Source organism: Natronospira elongata (assembly GCF_034931365.1).
Classification (GTDB): domain Bacteria; phylum Pseudomonadota; class Gammaproteobacteria; order Natronospirales; family Natronospiraceae; genus Natronospira; species Natronospira elongata.
This window is the reverse complement of record NZ_JAYGII010000013.1, coordinates 12,427-28,436: the sequence shown is the minus strand read 5'-3', so window position 1 is coordinate 28,436 and position 16,010 is coordinate 12,427. Positions and strand designations below refer to the sequence as shown.

11 protein-coding genes are annotated in these 16,010 nt (G+C 63.1%); 7 read left to right on the top strand and 4 right to left on the bottom strand.

The annotated features are described in order from the left end of the window. Positions 1 to 25: 25 nt before the first annotated feature. Both VCB98_RS07480 and VCB98_RS07475 read right to left on the bottom strand, forming a co-directional pair. A complete protein-coding gene (locus VCB98_RS07480) occupies positions 26 to 499 on the bottom strand; it encodes an LEA/WHy family protein (protein WP_346051314.1) in 474 nt (157 codons plus the stop codon). Then, positions 492 to 2,888 carry a Lon protease family protein gene (locus VCB98_RS07475; RefSeq protein WP_346051312.1) on the bottom strand — a complete coding sequence of 799 codons (2,397 nt, stop codon included), beginning with the start codon at positions 2,886 to 2,888 and terminating at the stop codon, positions 492 to 494. Before VCB98_RS07475 ends, VCB98_RS07480 begins: the two co-directional genes overlap by 8 nt. Before the next feature lie 173 nt (positions 2,889 to 3,061). Between VCB98_RS07475 and VCB98_RS07470 the strand changes: the two genes are divergently transcribed. Together VCB98_RS07470 and mnmM are read left to right on the top strand one after the other, a co-directional pair. Then, entirely contained in the window at positions 3,062 to 4,168 is a 1,107-nt protein-coding gene (locus VCB98_RS07470; protein ID WP_346051310.1) for an NAD(P)/FAD-dependent oxidoreductase, read from the top strand. 18 nt (positions 4,169 to 4,186) lie between these two features. Beyond that, positions 4,187 to 4,753, top strand: a complete 567-nt coding sequence (gene mnmM, locus VCB98_RS07465; RefSeq protein ID WP_346051308.1) for a tRNA 5-(aminomethyl)-2-thiouridylate-methyltransferase MnmM — start codon at positions 4,187 to 4,189, stop codon at positions 4,751 to 4,753. Between the two features lie 21 nt (positions 4,754 to 4,774). On the opposite strand, the gene VCB98_RS07460 is transcribed toward mnmM, so the two are convergent. Continuing rightward, the gene (locus tag VCB98_RS07460) at positions 4,775 to 5,314 is read right to left on the bottom strand and encodes an SRPBCC family protein (RefSeq protein ID WP_346051306.1); all 540 of its coding nucleotides are present in this window, start codon (positions 5,312 to 5,314) and stop codon (positions 4,775 to 4,777) included. A 32-nt stretch (positions 5,315 to 5,346) separates the two neighbouring features. Further along, positions 5,347 to 6,612 (bottom strand): dipeptidase, encoded by a 1,266-nt coding sequence (locus VCB98_RS07455; protein ID WP_346051304.1) that lies wholly within the window; start codon positions 6,610 to 6,612, stop codon positions 5,347 to 5,349. Positions 6,613 to 6,849: 237 nt separating this feature from the next. Here VCB98_RS07455 and VCB98_RS07450 point away from each other — a divergent pair, with 237 nt between their 5' ends. From VCB98_RS07450 to VCB98_RS07430, 5 genes are all read left to right on the top strand, one after another. Then, entirely contained in the window at positions 6,850 to 7,941 is a 1,092-nt protein-coding gene (locus tag VCB98_RS07450; RefSeq protein WP_346051302.1) for an efflux RND transporter periplasmic adaptor subunit, read from the top strand. 49 nt (positions 7,942 to 7,990) lie between these two features. Next, on the top strand, positions 7,991 to 11,209 hold the full coding sequence (locus VCB98_RS07445; protein WP_346051300.1) for an efflux RND transporter permease subunit: 3,219 nt from the start codon (positions 7,991 to 7,993) through the stop codon (positions 11,207 to 11,209). Continuing rightward, positions 11,206 to 14,265, top strand: a complete 3,060-nt coding sequence (locus VCB98_RS07440; RefSeq protein ID WP_346051299.1) for an efflux RND transporter permease subunit — start codon at positions 11,206 to 11,208, stop codon at positions 14,263 to 14,265. Before VCB98_RS07445 ends, VCB98_RS07440 begins: the two co-directional genes overlap by 4 nt. Positions 14,266 to 14,280: 15 nt before the next feature. Continuing rightward, positions 14,281 to 14,853 carry a hypothetical protein gene (locus VCB98_RS07435; RefSeq protein ID WP_346051297.1) on the top strand — a complete coding sequence of 191 codons (573 nt, stop codon included), beginning with the start codon at positions 14,281 to 14,283 and terminating at the stop codon, positions 14,851 to 14,853. Between the two features lie 89 nt (positions 14,854 to 14,942). After that, a complete protein-coding gene (locus tag VCB98_RS07430) occupies positions 14,943 to 15,992 on the top strand; it encodes a tetratricopeptide repeat protein (protein WP_346051296.1) in 1,050 nt (349 codons plus the stop codon). Positions 15,993 to 16,010: the final 18 nt, after the last annotated feature.

Sequence of the window (16,010 nt, the reverse complement as noted above, 5' to 3'; positions counted from 1 at the left end):
ATCCCTTCAATCCACCCCATGGTTGTCATAGGAAGGGCATCTGGACTTTCACTGTACCACTGTGGCGATAGGGCAGGCGATCGGACAGTCCCATATCCGGCAAGATATGCCCTTCCACCCGATAAGCAATTTCTTCGCCCGGGTCCCTCAACCAATCCAGCAGCCCCCGACTGGTACTGATCAAATCCGTTTCCAGCGACAGGGTAACCGTCTCGGTCGCCCCCGCCGGCAGGCTGATGCCCTCATCCATGACCCCGCTGGCCAGCGGGGTATCCATCAGTTGAAGATCATAGGCTATCTCACGCACCGGCAGGCGGAAGGCATTGGTGTTGGTGACGTCCATGACCACGGCAATGCGCTGCCGGCTGAGGCTCACCGACTCCAGCCGCAGTTCCTTCAGGGCGACTTCCGGCGCCTTCACCACCCGTTCCAGGTGGGCACAGCTCCCCAGCAGCCAAAGCGTCAGAAGCATCAGGCCAAGCAGCTTTCTGTTATTCATCACCGCCCTCTCCTTCCTCCTCCTGCTTGAGTTTAGCGTAGCGGATCAAGGTGTGCTCAACCCGGCCATTGACCGTGCTCGGCGGATAACTGCCATCCCGACGCCGGCGGCCGGGCCGCCGGCCGGTGAGCAGGCCCAGGGCCTGATCCACATGATCCACGGCATAAACTCTGAACAGGCCGTCGCTTACTGCCTTTCTTACTCGATGATCGAGCATCAGATCGCCCATATTGGCACGGGGGATAATGACGCCCTGCTTGCCGTTGAGGCCACGCAGTTGGCAGACCTTGAAAAAACCTTCCACCTTTTCATTGACCCCGCCGATCGCCTGCACCTGACCTTTCTGGTTGACCGCACCGGTCACCGCAAGCGATTGGCGGATGGGCACGCCGGACAGATCGGACAACAGGGCGCACAGCTCGGCCAGGGAAGCCGAGTCGCCATCCACTTCGCCATAGCCCTGCTCGAAAACCAGGGTGGCGTTGACGGAAAGACTCCGCTCACGGGCATAGCTAACTCCCAGATAACCGGACAAAATCAGAACGCCCTTGGAGTGGATGGGGCCGCCCAGTTCCACCTCGCGCTCAATGTCCACCAATTGGCCGGAGCCCAACCGCGTGGTCGCGGTGACCCGGGCCGGACGGCCAAAGGCGAAGCTGCCCAGGTGAGTGACGGTCAGGGCATTGACCTGACCCAGGGCCGTTCCACTGGTGGAGAGCAGCATGGTTTCCCGCTGGATCTCCCGGTCCATGCGCTCTTCCAGGCGGCGGGCCCGGTAATCCTGCTGATCGATGGTGGCCTGTATATCCGCCACTCGAATCTGGTCCGACCCGGCCTGGCGCGCCCAGTGGTCCGCCTCCCGCAGCAGGTCCGCGATTCGCCCGGCGTGGGCAGACATCCGCTCCTTGTCCTCGGCCAGACGGCTGCCGTACTCGATCACCCTGGCGACGGCCGGGGCTTTCAGGGGCAGCAGCTCTTCCCGCTGCACGATGGAGGCAATCAGGCGGGCATGGGCCATGTCCTGGCCCTCTCCCCGGGGCAGATCGTCCTCGAAATCCGCCTGCACCTTGAACAGCTCACAGAATTCCGGGTCATGCTCGGCTAGCAGGTAATAGGTGTATCGGTCGCCGAGGAGCAGAACCTTGATGTCCAGAGGCATGGGCTCGGGCTCCAGGGAGACCGTGCTCACCGAGGAATACATCTGTTCAAGGGATTCGATCCGCACCTGGCGCGCATACAGTGCCCGCTTGAGGCTTTCCCAGGCAAAGGGCTGACTCAGCACTTTCTCCGCATCGAGGATCAGATACCCGCCATTGGCCCGGTGCAGGGCACCAGGCCGAACCAGTGAGAAATCCGTCACCAGGGCACCCTGACGGACCTTGTGTTCCACCCGACCAATGAGATGCTGATAGGTGGGGAAATCGTGATAGACAACCGGCGCGCCTTCCTGCTCACTGTTATCCACCAGCACCATCAGTCGATAGCGGGTGAACAGATGTTCGAAGGCCGCCCGACTGTCCGGGTCCTCTTCATCACCGAGGCGGGCAATGATGGCCTGATGTTCCACCAGATCATCACCCACGGCCTTGAGGTGCTGCCCCAGGGCCTCGTGCTCCGGATAACTGCGTTCCACATCCTCAAGAAAGGCCTCGCTGGCTTCGCGGATGGTCTGCTCATTCAGCTCCCGCACCCGCTCCTGCATTTCGGTACGCCACTTGGGAAACTGGCCGGCGACTACCTGCAGCTTGTCCTGTAATTCCTCGATTCGCTCCTCGAAACGATCCCGCTCGGCCTTGGGCAGACTGTGAAACTGTTCCGGCTCCATGACCTCGCCCTTGCTGCGCGGGGCAAAGGACATTTCGGAGGCGGTCTGGATCAGGGCAATGTCATACTCTTCGGCCTCATCTTCGATGAGCTTGACCGCTTCCTGCTGTCGCTTTTGAAAATCCTGCTTGATTCGCTGCAATCGCCCCTGATAGTCCTCACTCTCGAAGGAGGCCGGCAATACGGTCTTCAGACGCTCCAGGATGCGATCCATGTCCCGACGGCAGGCCGCACCCTGGCCGGGCTCGAACCGCATCAGACGCGGCCGGTTCTCGTCCTTGAAATTATGGGCATGGCACCAGTCCGGCGGGACCAGGGCGGCGGCCGCCTTCTCGGCAAGAAACTTGCGAACCACGGTTTTCTTGCCCACGCCATTGGGTCCGAGTACAAAGATGTTGTAACCCCGGCTGCCGATACCGGCGCCGAAGGACAGGGCATCAATGGCCCGTTTCTGACCAATCACCCCCTCGGGGTTATCCAACTCCTCAGTGCTCTCGAAATCCAGGCTGGCCGGATCGCAGGCACGGTAGAGTTCCTCGGGCGTCAATGCGGTTTCAGACGGCATGGGCTTGGCTTTCCCCCTTGATCCAGAGTGTGCAAATTGAAAGGGACACAAGATAGCACGGGGACAGGCAAGCGCCGGAAGCCACTTCCGCCGATTTGCCCGGGGACTGCCCCACTGGCATACAATTGAGTCAGTGATCGCCATCCGCCATGGACCAGAGGGCCGCCGAGCGAATGAATACCCAACCCGAATTCGTGGATGCCCTGATCGTCGGTCAGGGCCTGGCCGGCAGCCTGCTGGCCTGGGAACTGGTCAGGCGCCACCGTCGCGTGCTCATCATCGACCCCCCGGTCGGCGATGCCGACCGGGGGGCCTCCCGGGTGGCGGGGGGCATTGTCAGCCCCCTTTCCGGGCGGCGGTTTACCCGGCTGGCGGAACTGGAAAGCCTGATCGGCAGCGCCACCGACATCTATGGTGAAATCGAAGAGGCATTCCGTTTCATCGTCTTTCAGGAGTGCGCCATCTGGCGTCTGCTCAATGACGACCTGGAAGTGGCCCAATTGGCCAAGCGTCAGGCGGACCCCGCCTATGCCCCCTATCTGGGCGAACGCCATGCCCCCGGCACCATCGGCCACGGCCTGGCCGACCCCCGTGGCAGTGTTTGCGTCCGGGGCGCCCGGGTGGACCTGCCCCGCCTGCTGGACCGCCTGCGCCAGTTCTTCCAGGACACCGCCCGCCTGCAGGAGGAGGCTCTGGATTATGCGGACCTGCAACTTCGGGGGGACGGGCTGGTTCAGTGGAAACATGTTCGCACCCGCCAGGTGATTTTCTGCGAGGGATTCCGGGTCCGTCAGAATCCCTGGTTCCACTGGGCGCCGGTGCGACCGTCCAAGGGAGAGATTCTGACGGTGGGCATCCGTCGCAGCCTGCCCGAGGGGGTATTGAATGCCGGCAAATGGCTGATTCCGCTGGGCGAAGGCCGCTACCGCCTGGGCGCGACCTACCGTCGCGATGACAATGACCCCAACCCGACCGAGGCCGGCCGCCGGGAGTTGCTGGATGCGTTCCGCAACCTTTTTCTTGATCCCCCGGAGGTCGAGATTCTCAGTCATGAAGCCGGGGTCCGCCCCGGCAAGACCGACCACCATCCGGTGATCGGGCGCCACCCGGCCCATCCTCAGCTCGCCCTGTTCAATGGCCTGGGCTCCCGCGGTGCCTTGCTGGCCCCCCATTACGCCCGGCTATTGGCCGATAACCTGGAGAAAGGCAGCCCCATCCCCCGTCCCGCCGATGCCCAGTACTGGCACGAGCGGCAGCGGACCGCCACCGGCGGCGACTAGGCCGACAGGAATAAAGCCATGCGACAGCCATTGACCCAGCTGGCCCAGACCTTGATCCGGCCTCGTCTGCAGGCCGGGGACTGTGCCGTGGATGCCACCGTGGGCAATGGCCATGACACCCGTTTTCTGGCCGAGTGTGTGGGCGAAACGGGACAGGTGCTGGGGCTGGATATTCAGGAGGCCGCCATCCGCACCACCGAAGGACGGCTGGCACAGGCCGGGCTGAACGGGCGGGTGCAATTACGGCAATGCGGTCACGAACGCCTGGACCAGGTCTTGCCCGACCACATGCGGGGGCGGCTCAAGGTGGTGATGTTCAATCTCGGTTATCTGCCCGGCGGCGACCATGACATTGTCACCCGCCCCGACACCACCCTGACCGCCATCCGTGCGGCCTGGGACAACCTCTGCGCGGATGGCCTCATAAGTCTGATGATCTACCGGGGACATCGGGGCGGCAAGGATGAATACCAGGCCATTCGACAATGGCTGGATGATTCGGCACTGCCCTGGTCCCGGCCCGACCCCGAAGCCGCTCAGCGACCAGCCACTGCCCCGGTGCTGCTCCACCTCGGCCGAGGCTGAACCCCGGCCGAGGCGGACCGACTAGCTGGCCGGACATTCATGGCCGGCTTCCGCCAGGACCTGGTGGATGCCTTCAAACTCTTCCTGCATCAGGTCGGCAAAGACACCGCCGACAAAAAACCTCGCCCAGCGACCAAAGTAGGTGGAAAACTGCTGCTCCATGGTCACCGACGCCGCCGTGTCACTGTCTTGCGCCTGAAGGCTGATATCGGCGGCAACAGAGAGACCGTCGTGGGTAGAGAACTGATAGCGCAGGAACTCCGGTGCCTGGCTGTCCACCACTTCAAGCTGCAGCCAACGCTGATCGTCGGTCAGGCGCAGCCCCGATGCCTCGCCGCTGTCGCCAATCAGCTCGACCTCGTCCGGTTCCACCGAGCCGAAGATGCTGGACCAGGCGGTAATCCGCTCGGGCTGGTGAAAATGGGCAAAGACGGTCTCCCGATCGGCACAGAATCGTGCCTCACCCTCGCGGGCCGCCGTATCCGGCAGCAGGCCGGTCAGCAATACCAGCAGCACGACAATAATGCCGAGCACAATCCCCACCGTGTAACCCAGTTTCACCGCTCCACCTCCAGGCTGATCAGACACCGTTGTCAGTCAAAATCGTCAATGCGCACATCCACCGGGCGCCTTCCCTTTTCGGTCTGCTCCGCGGCAAAGGCCTCGTTTGCCCGCATGACCCGCAGCACATTGAGACCGGCGATTTTCTTCAGCTCTTCCCGCTCATAGCCCCGGCGCAGCAACTCGGCAAACAGATCCGGATAGGTGGAAACATCCTCCAGGCCCTCCGGGAGACTGGTTATGCCGTCATAGTCACCACCGATACCGATGTACTCGACGCCAATGCGGTCGCGAATGTAATCGATATGGTCGGCCACATCGGCGAGGGTGGCGCGAGGCTCGGGATTGGCGTCATCCCAGGCCTCCAGGCCGGCTTCCACCCGCTGCGGCCGGCCAATGTAAAGCGCTTCCAGGCGGGCCCGTTCCGCCGCCCGCTTGGCACCATGCTCGCGGACCGCTTCACTGACGAATGAGGGCACGAAGGTCACCATCACCACACCGCCATTCTCCGGCAGGCGATCCAGTACATCGTCGGGCACATTGCGGGAATGATCGGTCACCCCCATGGCCGAGGAATGGGAAAAGATCACCGGCGCCTCGGTCACATCCAGCACATCATGCATGGTGGAGGGGGCCACATGGGACAGATCCACCAGCATGCCGATGCGATTCATCTCCTCAATGATGGCCTCGCCAAAAGCGCTCAGCCCGTCATGTTCGGGGTCATCGGTGGCGGCATCGGCCCAATCGGTGTTCTGCCAGTGGGTCAGGGTCATGTAGCGGGCACCCAGGGCATAGAAGGTCCGCAAGGTGGCGATGCTGTTGTCGAGAACGTGTCCGCCTTCCATGCCCAGCAGGGAGGCAATATGACCCTCCTCAAAGGCGGCTTCCAGCTCATCCGCCGTCTCCACGAAGCGCAGTTCATCATGGGAGGCGATCAGACGACGGGCCGCGTCAATCTGCTCCAGCTGGGCGCGGGTGCCTTCCGGACCATCCATGGCCGGGGGGACGTAGACCGACCAGAACTGGCCACCCACCCGACCTTCAAGCAGACGCGGGATGTCGGTGTGCATGGGCGGATCGAGCTCACGGGTGTCACCGGCAAAATCGATCTCGCCGAGGCGGTTGTCCGCCCGCTGGCGGTACTGCCAGGGCACATCGTTGTGGCCATCGATCAGGGGGACGGACTCGAGGATGTCAATGGCCTCGGCGCGGTAATCCCGGGGGGCTTTCTCGGCGACCAGGACCGGGGAAATGGCCAGTCCGGCCGCCACGAGCAGGGCTGTCATGCGATGCATTGTCCACTCCAGCAAGAAAAACAGGGGCCTGATTCTATGCCATCCCGCGCCGGAAGGAAAAAATCGCCCCCAGGCACTTGCAAGTAAGCCGACCACCCCCCCCATTTGGGCAGGATAGCCCAGCCAGGGGCAGCGGCAGACCGGACAAATGGGGACTTGCACATGAGAAATTTACTGTTATACTTCGCTACATCACCTACACGGTAAGTCACATCCGGTGACGCAGGAGTACGAATCATGAGCATCACAGAGATCAAGCGACTGAGCCTGCTGGCCCTGGTGGTCCTGGCACTGGCCGCCTGCCAGCAGGAGGCTCCGGCGGATCAAGGCCAGGATGAGGAGGAAAGCAGCCGCACCAGCGTGCAGGCCGAGGAGCCGAGGCGCGACAGCGTGAGCGCCAATCACCGGACCACGGCGACGCTGCAGGCTGTTCACGACGCCCGGGTTCCGTCCCGTGCCGAGGGCCTGGTCCGGGAACTGCGCGTGGAAGAAGGCGATGCGGTCAAGGCCGGCGAGGTGCTGGCGGTACTGGACGATCGCCGTCGCCGTCTGGAAGTGGAACAGCGGCGTGCCGATCTATCCAGCCTGGAACAGGACTACAAGCGCCAGCAACAGCTGCTTCAGGACCAGCTGGTGAGTTCCGACTCGGTGGAAAAACTGGGCTTTCAGGTCGAAGCCCAGCGTGCCGCTCTCTCCCTGGCCGAGGTGGAGCTTGAGGAAACCCGCATCAAGGCTCCGGTGGACGGGGTGGTATCGGAACGCCATATTCGCATGGGCGACAACGTCAATCCCGGCGATGTGCTGTTCCGGGTGACCGACACCCGCAATCTTGAAGCGGAAGTCCATGTCCCCGAGCGCCTGATGAGCCGTCTGGCCGTGGACCAGCTGGTGGAGATCCGCAGCGATGCCTCCCCGGACCGGGTTCACAGCGGCCGCATCGCCCGCATCAGCCCGGTGGTGGATACCGATTCGGGCACGGTTCGGGCCACTGTTCGGGTGGAAGACAGCAGCGGCCTGCTCCGCCCCGGGGCCTTCGCCCGGGTGCGCATCCTTTATGACACCCGTGATGACGCCCTGATGGTGCCGCGTCAGGCACTGCAATTCGAAAACGGTCGCGCCAGCCTGTTTGTGGTGGAAGACGGGGTCGCCAAGCGCCGTCAGGTGGAGACCGGCCTGAGTGAGGAGGGCTGGGTGGAGATCACTGACGGCCTGAGCGGAGACGAGCCGGTGATCACACTGGGCCACGCCACTCTGCGTGACGGCGCCCGTGTGCGCATCAACGGTGGCCAGGAGAGCAGCAAGCGCCTGGCCGAAACGGGCCGCGGCTGATTCCAGACACGCCCTGCACTGCCCCTTTTGACGAGACAGGAAGCCTGACATGCGACGCAAGACCCTTGGCATTGTGGAACTGGCGACACGGCGACGAGTAACCATGGCCATGATCGCCCTGGGCGTGGTGGTCTTCGGCCTGGTCGCCCAGACCCGGTTGGCGGTCAATCTGCTGCCGGAAATGAGCTACCCCAGCCTCACCGTGCGCACCGAATTGCCCGGCGGCGCACCCCAGGAGGTGGAATACCTGCTGACCCGGCCGGTGGAAGAAGTGCTGGCAACGGTCAGCGGCGTGCGTCGGGTGCAGTCCGTCTCCCGCGCCGGGCAGTCCGATGTGACCCTGGAATTCGCCTGGGGTACTGGCATGGACACCGCAGTGGTGGAGGTACGGGAAAAACTCGACCGCATCAATCTGCCGCTGGAAGCCGAGCGCCCGCTGTTGCTGCGCTTTGACCCCAGCACCGACCCCATTCTCCGTCTGAGCCTGGGCGATGGCCAGGACAACAATCTTGACCGCCTGCGCCGCTATGCCGAGGACCAACTGGGCCGGGAACTGGAGACCGTGGAAGGGGTTGCCGCCATTCGGGTCTCCGGCGGTCTGGACAGTGAAGTCCAGGTACTGGTGGACGACGATCGCATGGCCGCCCTGGGCCTGCAGATTGAAGACATCCGCAATCGCCTGGAATCCGAGAACATCAATGTTTCCAGCGGCAGTCTTTATGAAGGCTCCCGCGAGCTGCTGGTCCGCACCCTCAACCGCTTCGAGAACCTGGATGACATCGAACAGACCGTGGTCGGCCGGCGCGAGGGGGCAACCCTCCGACTGGGTGATATCGCCGAAGTCCGCATGGGCTATCGCGATCGGGAAGCCATTACCCGCCTCAACGGCGAAGAGGCGGTGGAGATCGGCGTCTACCGGGAAGGCGATGCCAACACCGTGCGGGTGGCGGAACTGCTCCGCCAGCACTTGTCCCGCCTGGAGCGGGAACTGCCGGCCGGCATGCAGGTGGAGGTCATTGCCGACCAGTCCACCTTCATTCGCCAGGCGGTGCGGGAAGTGATCTCGGCCGGGGTGATCGGGGGCCTGCTGGCTGCCCTGATGCTGTATCTCTTCCTGGGCAGTGCCCGCCCCACCCTGATCATCGGCATCTCCATTCCCCTGTCGGTGATCGGCACTTTCCTGCTCATGCACGGCACCGGCATCAGCCTCAATGTCATGTCCCTGGGCGGCATCGCGCTGGCAGTGGGCCTGCTGGTGGACAGCGCCATCGTGGTGCTGGAAAGCATTGCCCGACGGCGCGAGGCCGGTGACGATCCGCTCACCGCGGCGCGCCGGGGAACCAGCGAAGTGGGCGGTGCCATCACGGCCTCCACCCTGACCACCATTGCCGTCTTCCTGCCGCTGATCTTCGTGGAAGGCCTGGCCGGACAATTGTTCGGTGACCAGGCCCTGACCATTACCTTCTCCCTCTTGCTGGCCCTGCTGATTGCCCTGGCCGTCATTCCCATGCTCTCGGTGCCCGGCCAGCGGCCGGAATCCGACCTGGAAGAGGCCGAGAAGGCAGACCAGCGCGGCTGGCTGCGTCGCCTGCCCGGGCGCATTGTCGGCGGTACCGGCCTTGGCCTGCTGGTCCTGCTGCGGGGCGCGGCACGGCTGGTGGCGGAAGCCATGCGTGCCCTGCTCTGGCCGCTGCGCAAGCTATTCGACTTTGCCTGGCGACGGGTGGAGAGCAGCTACCCTCATGTCCTCCACTGGTCCCTGGGCAATGCCGGCAAGGTCTGGCTGATCACCCTGGCGGTGGTGGCACTGTCACTGGCCCTGCTGCCCCGGATGGGCACCGAACTCATCCCGGAGGTCAGCCAGGGCGAGTACGACATGATCATCGAACTGCCCCCGGGCACTGGCCTGGACCGTACCGATGACACCCTCCAGGCCCTGCGCCAGGAGCTGGCCGATGACCCCCGGGTGGCGGTGACCGCATCGGTTGCGGGCACCGGCAATCGCCTGGATGCCGCACCCGGTGACGCCGGCGAGAACCATGGTCAGCTAACCGTGCGACTGCATCCGGGGCTGGGTGAAGCCGCCGAGGTGGCCACGGCGGAGCGCCTGCGGGCAGCACTGGACGGTCGTGACGACATCCGCCGCCGCATCGAGGCACCGGCCATCATGCGCTTCGAGCAGCCCCTGGAACTGACCCTGCGATCCGACAGTCTGGAGTCCCTGCAGCAGGCGGCCAACCAGGTCTTTGGGCAGCTTTCCCGGGATGAACGCTTCCGCGACGTGCGCTCTTCCATGGCAGAAGGCTATCCCGAGGTTCGCATTCGTTTCGACCGCGACCGTCTCGCCGGCCTCGGCCTTGATGCCGGGATCGTCGCCCGGCGAGTCGCGGATCATGTGCGCGGCCAGGCCAGCAGCCGCTATTCCCTGCCGGAACGGGAACTGGACATCCTGGTCCGTGGCCGCGAGGAGACCCGCCGCTCCCTGGATGCCTTGAAGGCCCTGCCCATCAATCCGGCCGATCCCCGCAGCCTGCCGCTGGAAGCGGTCGCCGATATCCGGATCGAGACCGGCCCGGTGGAAGTACGCCGTCATTCCCAGCAACGGGTCGCGGTGATTTCCGCCAGCCCCGCCAATGGCGATACCGGCCGCGCCAGCCAGGCACTGGAGCGACTGAGCGCCGAGATGGAGCTGCCCCAGGGCGTGACTGCCCGGGTCTCGGGCCAGAGCGATGAAATGCAGGACGCCTTCACTGCCATGCAACTGGCGCTGCTGCTGTCCATCTTCCTGGTCTATCTGGTCATGGCCTCGCAGTTCGAGTCACTGCTGCACCCCTTCGTCATTCTGTTCACCGTGCCCATGGCGCTGGCCGGGGCGATCATCGGTCTCTGGCTGACCGGCTCCACCATCAGCGTGGTGGTGTTCATCGGCCTGATGATGCTGGGGGGCATCATCGTCAATAACGCCATCGTGCTGGTGGATCGAATCAACCGGAACCGGGCGGATGGTCTGGTCCTGCGCGAAGCCATCAGCGAGGCCGGTCAGACCCGCCTGCGGCCGATTCTGATGACCATGCTCACCACCCTGCTGGGCCTGTTACCCATGGCACTTGGCATGGGCGAAGGGGGCGAATTGCGTGCCCCCATGGCCATTACCGTCATCGGTGGGCTGCTGGTGGGCACCCTGCTCACCCTGATCGTGATCCCGGTCACCTATGAGCGTGTCGAAACCTGGCTACAGGCGAGTCGTCGCCAGGAGGCGCGGGCATGAACCTGACCCGACTGGCACTCAGCCGCCCGGTAACCACCCTCATGCTCTGCCTGTCGGTGGTGGCAGCCGGCCTGGCTGCCACCCGGATGCTGCCCCTGGCCCTACTGCCCGACCTGGATTTTCCGGGTGTTTTCATCCAGGTCCAGGCCCCCGGCATGGGCCCGGAGGAGATGGAACGGGAGGTCCTGCGTCCCATTGAGGAATCCGTGGCCACGCTCAGAGGCATCGACCGCCTGGACAGCACCGCCAACCCCGACCAGGGGGAGGTACGCATCTTCTTCCAGTGGGGCGACGAGATGGGCCCCCGCAACCTGGAGGTCCAGGCCAGAATCGACGCCATCCGGCACGAGCTGCCGGACACCGTGCAAAGAACACGGGTATTCACCGGTTCCACCTCGGATCAGCCCATGCTCACCTTGCGCCTGTCCTCGGACCGGGATCTGTCGCGGGAGTACACCCTGCTGGACCGACACCTGAGGGCCCGCCTGGAACGCATTGAAGGCGTCTCCCAGGTCCAGCTCTACGGCATTCAGCAACCGCGTATCGAAGTACAGCTGGATCCCGACCGACTGGCCAGCCATGGATTCACTGACCGCCAGGTGACTGACATTATCGAGCGCAATCACCAGACGGTGGCCGGTGGCTTGCTGTTCGAGGAGCCAAGGCGCTTACGGGTCCGACCGGATGCCGAGTTTCACAGCCTGGAAGAGATGGCGGCATTGCCCCTGGGCCGGGGTGTGCGGCTGGCTGACGTGGCGGAACTCAAGGAGACCACCGCCGACCTCCGCCTGGTCCGCCTGCTCGACCGGGAACCCTCGGTGGGCCTGAACATCCTGCGGGAATCCGGCGCCAATCTGGTGGATGTGGCCCGACGGGTGAAAAGCGAACTGGAGGATGTTCGCCAGGACCCGGAGTTTGAGGGTATCCGAATATTCGAAATGAACGACGAATCGGTGGCGGTCACCGAATCACTGCGCCAGCTGCTACGGGCCGGTCTCGTCGGTGCCTTGCTGGCACTGGCAGTGCTCTGGTTCTTCCTGCGCTCTTTCCGCACCACGCTGATCGTGGTGGCCACCATTCCCGCCGCCATCGCCTCCAGTCTCGCGGCGATGTATCTGCTCGGCCTGTCACTGAACATTCTTTCCATGATGGGCTTGATGCTGGCCGTGGGCATGCTGGTGGACAATGCCGTGGTGGTCAGCGAGAACATCTTTCGCCACCGCCAGGAAAAGGCACGCAAACCCCTCTCTGCCAGTCTGCGGGGCAGCAGGGAAGTGGGTGTCGCCGTGCTGGCGGGAACGCTGACCACCATCATTGTCTTCCTGCCGCTGATGTTTGGTGGCAACAATGAGATCACCATTTTCCTGCAGCATGTCGCCGCGGCCATCGTGGTGACCCTGCTGGCTTCGCTACTGATTTCCCTGACCCTGATCCCCTTGCTGCTCTCCCGCCTGTCAGCGGGGAAGTCGGCAGAGGATCGGCCCAATCCGGTGGCCGGCCTCGCCCGCCGCTACGGCAAGGCACTCAACTGGAGCCTTCACCGGCCCCGAATGACCCTGGCCATTGGCGCATTGGCCATGGCCTCCATTCTGGTCCCCCTCAATGCGGTACAGACAGAGATGTTCCCCCAGCAGGACAGTCGAACCTTGTGGCTGAACTATCACATTGAGGGCAGCCACCCCCTGGATGACATGCGACGTGCCGTGGAGAAGATCGAAGACCACCTGTACGCCAATCAGGAAGAACTTGACCTGGAGTCGGTTTATTCATGGTACGACAGCGGTCGCGCCCAATCCGGTCTGATCCTCAATACCGGCGACGCGGCCCGTCTGTCAGCCGCGGAAGTCAGGGAACGGGTCATGGAAGATCTGCCCGACATCACGATTGGCAATCCCAGTTTTGATTGGCAGCGCAGTGGCGGTGCCGAAACCCTGACCCTGAGGGTGGAAGGTGAACGCTATGAGGAGATGATGCCCATCGCACGGAACCTTGCCGAACAACTCAGTGGTCTCGAGGGCATCGTTCGCGCCCGCCCGGTCATGGAGAACCGCTCCCAGGAGCTTCAGGTTCGGGTCCGGCCCGAGGCGGCTGAACAACATGAGATCCGTGCCAGGGAGATTGCCGACTCGGTGTCACTGGCCTTGCAGGGACGAAACCTGCGGGCACTTCGCGGTGACGTGGAGGACACTGAACTGAGAGTGATCTACCGGGATGCGGAGCGCCGCTCACTCAATCAACTGGCGGCCTTGCCCATTGCACTGCCCAACGGAGGCAGCGCCCGCCTCGACAGCCTGGCGGAACTGTCTGTGGCCGAGCAGGCCGCGGCCATCCAGCGACAGGACCGGCGCACCGCCGTTCAGATCGAATTTGATCTGGCGCCCGGCATCAACACGGCCACCGCCCAGGAGCGGATCAGAACCGCCATGGATGACGTTCAGTTACCGGCCGGTTATCGCTGGCGTTTCGGTCGCGGATTCGAGCAGGACCAGGAAGCCGTGCAGCAGATGATGCAGAACTTCCTGCTGGCCATCTTTCTGATCTTCATCGTCATGGCGGCGCTGTTCGAGGCCCTGCTGAAACCATTGGCCATTCTCAGCACCATCGCCTTTTCCATCACGGGCGTGTTCTGGTTCTTCCTGTTCACCGGCACCAGCTTCACCTTCATGGCCATGATCGGAATCCTGATTCTCATGGGCGTGGTGGTGAACAATGGCATTGTCCTGGTGAACCATGTCAATCAGCTTCGCTGGAAAGGCATGAGCATGCATGATGCCCTCTACCATGGCAGCCTGCATCGCTTCCGGCCCATCCTCATGACCGTGGCCACAACCATCCTCGCCCTGCTGCCCCTGGCCATCGGTGATGCCGCCCTGGCCGGCGACGGGCCTTCCTACCAGCCCATGGCGCGAGCGGTCATTGGCGGCCTGGCCTTCTCCACCGTGGTCAGCCTGTTCCTGCTGCCGGCCCTCTACATACTGTTGGACCGCAGTGGCCACAGAGCCAGCCGCGCCTGGAAGCGTGCTGGTAACATGGTTGGCGTCAATCGGACTGCATGAATGGGGATAGCGGGTATGAAAGCGGCATATTACATTGTGGGGATCGTGCTGATATTGCTTGGGATCTGGATAGTCGGTGGGCAGTTCCTGCCTGATCGCCATGAAGCGGAAGTGAGTGAACGGTACTGCCATGACCAGGACCAGCTCGAGCAGGCCCTCTCGGACCCGGAGCACCTGGCCCAATGGCTATTGCCCAATGGCCCTGAAGCGACCATCAAGAGCAGCCAGGGCATTCACAGCATTCGCTGGGTGGAAAATGATGAACGAGCCCTGGAAGTGACGGTACGTGAAGAAGAATCAGCCGGTGACTATCGCTATGAGTACGGCGTGGCGCCCTATTTCCAGGTTGAGGCCAGGTCACGAATCGGCCCGACCGAAGATGGCGGTGAGCACATTGTCACCCTTCAGGCTTTTACTGAACTGGAAACGATCAGCGGCCGCTGGTTCATGATCACTCCCGAGGTACGGCGCTGGATGGAGCTGCCCCATCAGACATTTGAAGAAGCAGTGGAACTCCATCACGGGCTGCTTCAAGATCATCTGGAGAGCCATTTCGGGCAATGCCCAGGCCAGGAAAGCTCCGACTGATTCCCGGCGGCATGAACCGGGGCGTTACTGAATTCAACAAATAAAGGAACCTTTGATTAGAGGTTCCTAAACACAAAAGGGATCCATCAATGCGACTGTTTCGACTCTGCCTTGCCTTTCTTGCCCTCTCGATGACGGGCAACCTCCATGCCTTCGATAAGGCGCAGAGCCATCTGGATGAGTGGCGGCCGGATCTGGCCCTGGAACATCTTGAGACCATTCGGGATGAAGACAGCGCCCATTGGCATCGCATGAAGGGCATTACCCTGTTGGCGCTGGAGGAAAACGAACGCGGTCTGGAAAATCTGGAAAAGGCTGTCAGCCTGGAACCCGAGGACGGCAGCAACCACTGGTATCTGGTGGGTGGCTTGCTCGCGCAACTGGATGACAGCGGCATCATGAGCCAGGTGCGCCTTGCCCGGCAGATCCGCAACAGCATGGAGGCAGCGGTGGAACAGTCCCCGGACAATCCCGAGTACCGTTTCGGCCTGATGCAGTTTCACCTGGGTGCTCCGCGCATCATCGGCGGCAGCAATCGACGGCCCCGTCAGGGACGGGATGCGCTGAAGGAGATGGATGAGTACTGGGGCCTTGCCGCCGAGGCCATTTTCCTGCTGGACGATGACCAGGGTGAAGCCGGGCTGGAAATGATGCGGGCTGCCTGGAACAACGGTGAAGGCGTGGAAATGATGGGAATGAGCATCGCCTTCAATGCCATCACCCACGAACACTGGGAGCTGGCCTACGAGACCCTTAGCCGCATCCTCGAGCTAGAGCCCGAGCAATACTCGGCGGCTTATCAAATGGGTCGTCTGGCTGCCCTGTCAGGCAAATGGCTGGACGAGGGCCAGCAGGCTCTGGAGGTCTACAGCAATCTGCCCTTCATCACTCCGGGCAGCCCCAGCCGGGCAGCGGCCTTCTGGCGCCTTGGGGAGATTGATCAGCACCGAGGCGAGATGGATGCGGCCAAGCATAACTTCAGGATGGCCCTGGAACTGGACCCGGATCATGACGATGCCCGCGAGGCAATGGAGAAGCTGGAGGCATCACTCCAGGCGGGGGATGATGAAACCGGCGGCGAGGAGTACGGCAAGGATGCCGAAGAGAATGCCGAGGCGGATGAACAGTTGCTTGTTTGAGATATTCCGATTGCTCAT

Excerpts from the sequence above, each read along its gene's own strand:
- VCB98_RS07480 (WP_346051314.1), bottom strand. The coding sequence starts at position 499 with ATGAATAACAGAAAGCTGCTTGGCCTGATGCTTCTGACGCTTTGGCTG.
- VCB98_RS07475 (WP_346051312.1), bottom strand. The coding sequence starts at position 2,888 with ATGCCGTCTGAAACCGCATTGACGCCCGAGGAACTCTACCGTGCCTGC.
- VCB98_RS07470 (WP_346051310.1), top strand. The coding sequence starts at position 3,062 with ATGAATACCCAACCCGAATTCGTGGATGCCCTGATCGTCGGTCAGGGC.
- mnmM (WP_346051308.1), top strand. The coding sequence starts at position 4,187 with ATGCGACAGCCATTGACCCAGCTGGCCCAGACCTTGATCCGGCCTCGT.
- VCB98_RS07455 (WP_346051304.1), bottom strand. The coding sequence starts at position 6,612 with ATGCATCGCATGACAGCCCTGCTCGTGGCGGCCGGACTGGCCATTTCC.
- VCB98_RS07450 (WP_346051302.1), top strand. The coding sequence starts at position 6,850 with ATGAGCATCACAGAGATCAAGCGACTGAGCCTGCTGGCCCTGGTGGTC.
- VCB98_RS07445 (WP_346051300.1), top strand. The coding sequence starts at position 7,991 with ATGCGACGCAAGACCCTTGGCATTGTGGAACTGGCGACACGGCGACGA.
- VCB98_RS07440 (WP_346051299.1), top strand. The coding sequence starts at position 11,206 with ATGAACCTGACCCGACTGGCACTCAGCCGCCCGGTAACCACCCTCATG.
- VCB98_RS07435 (WP_346051297.1), top strand. The coding sequence starts at position 14,281 with ATGAAAGCGGCATATTACATTGTGGGGATCGTGCTGATATTGCTTGGG.
- VCB98_RS07430 (WP_346051296.1), top strand. The coding sequence starts at position 14,943 with ATGCGACTGTTTCGACTCTGCCTTGCCTTTCTTGCCCTCTCGATGACG.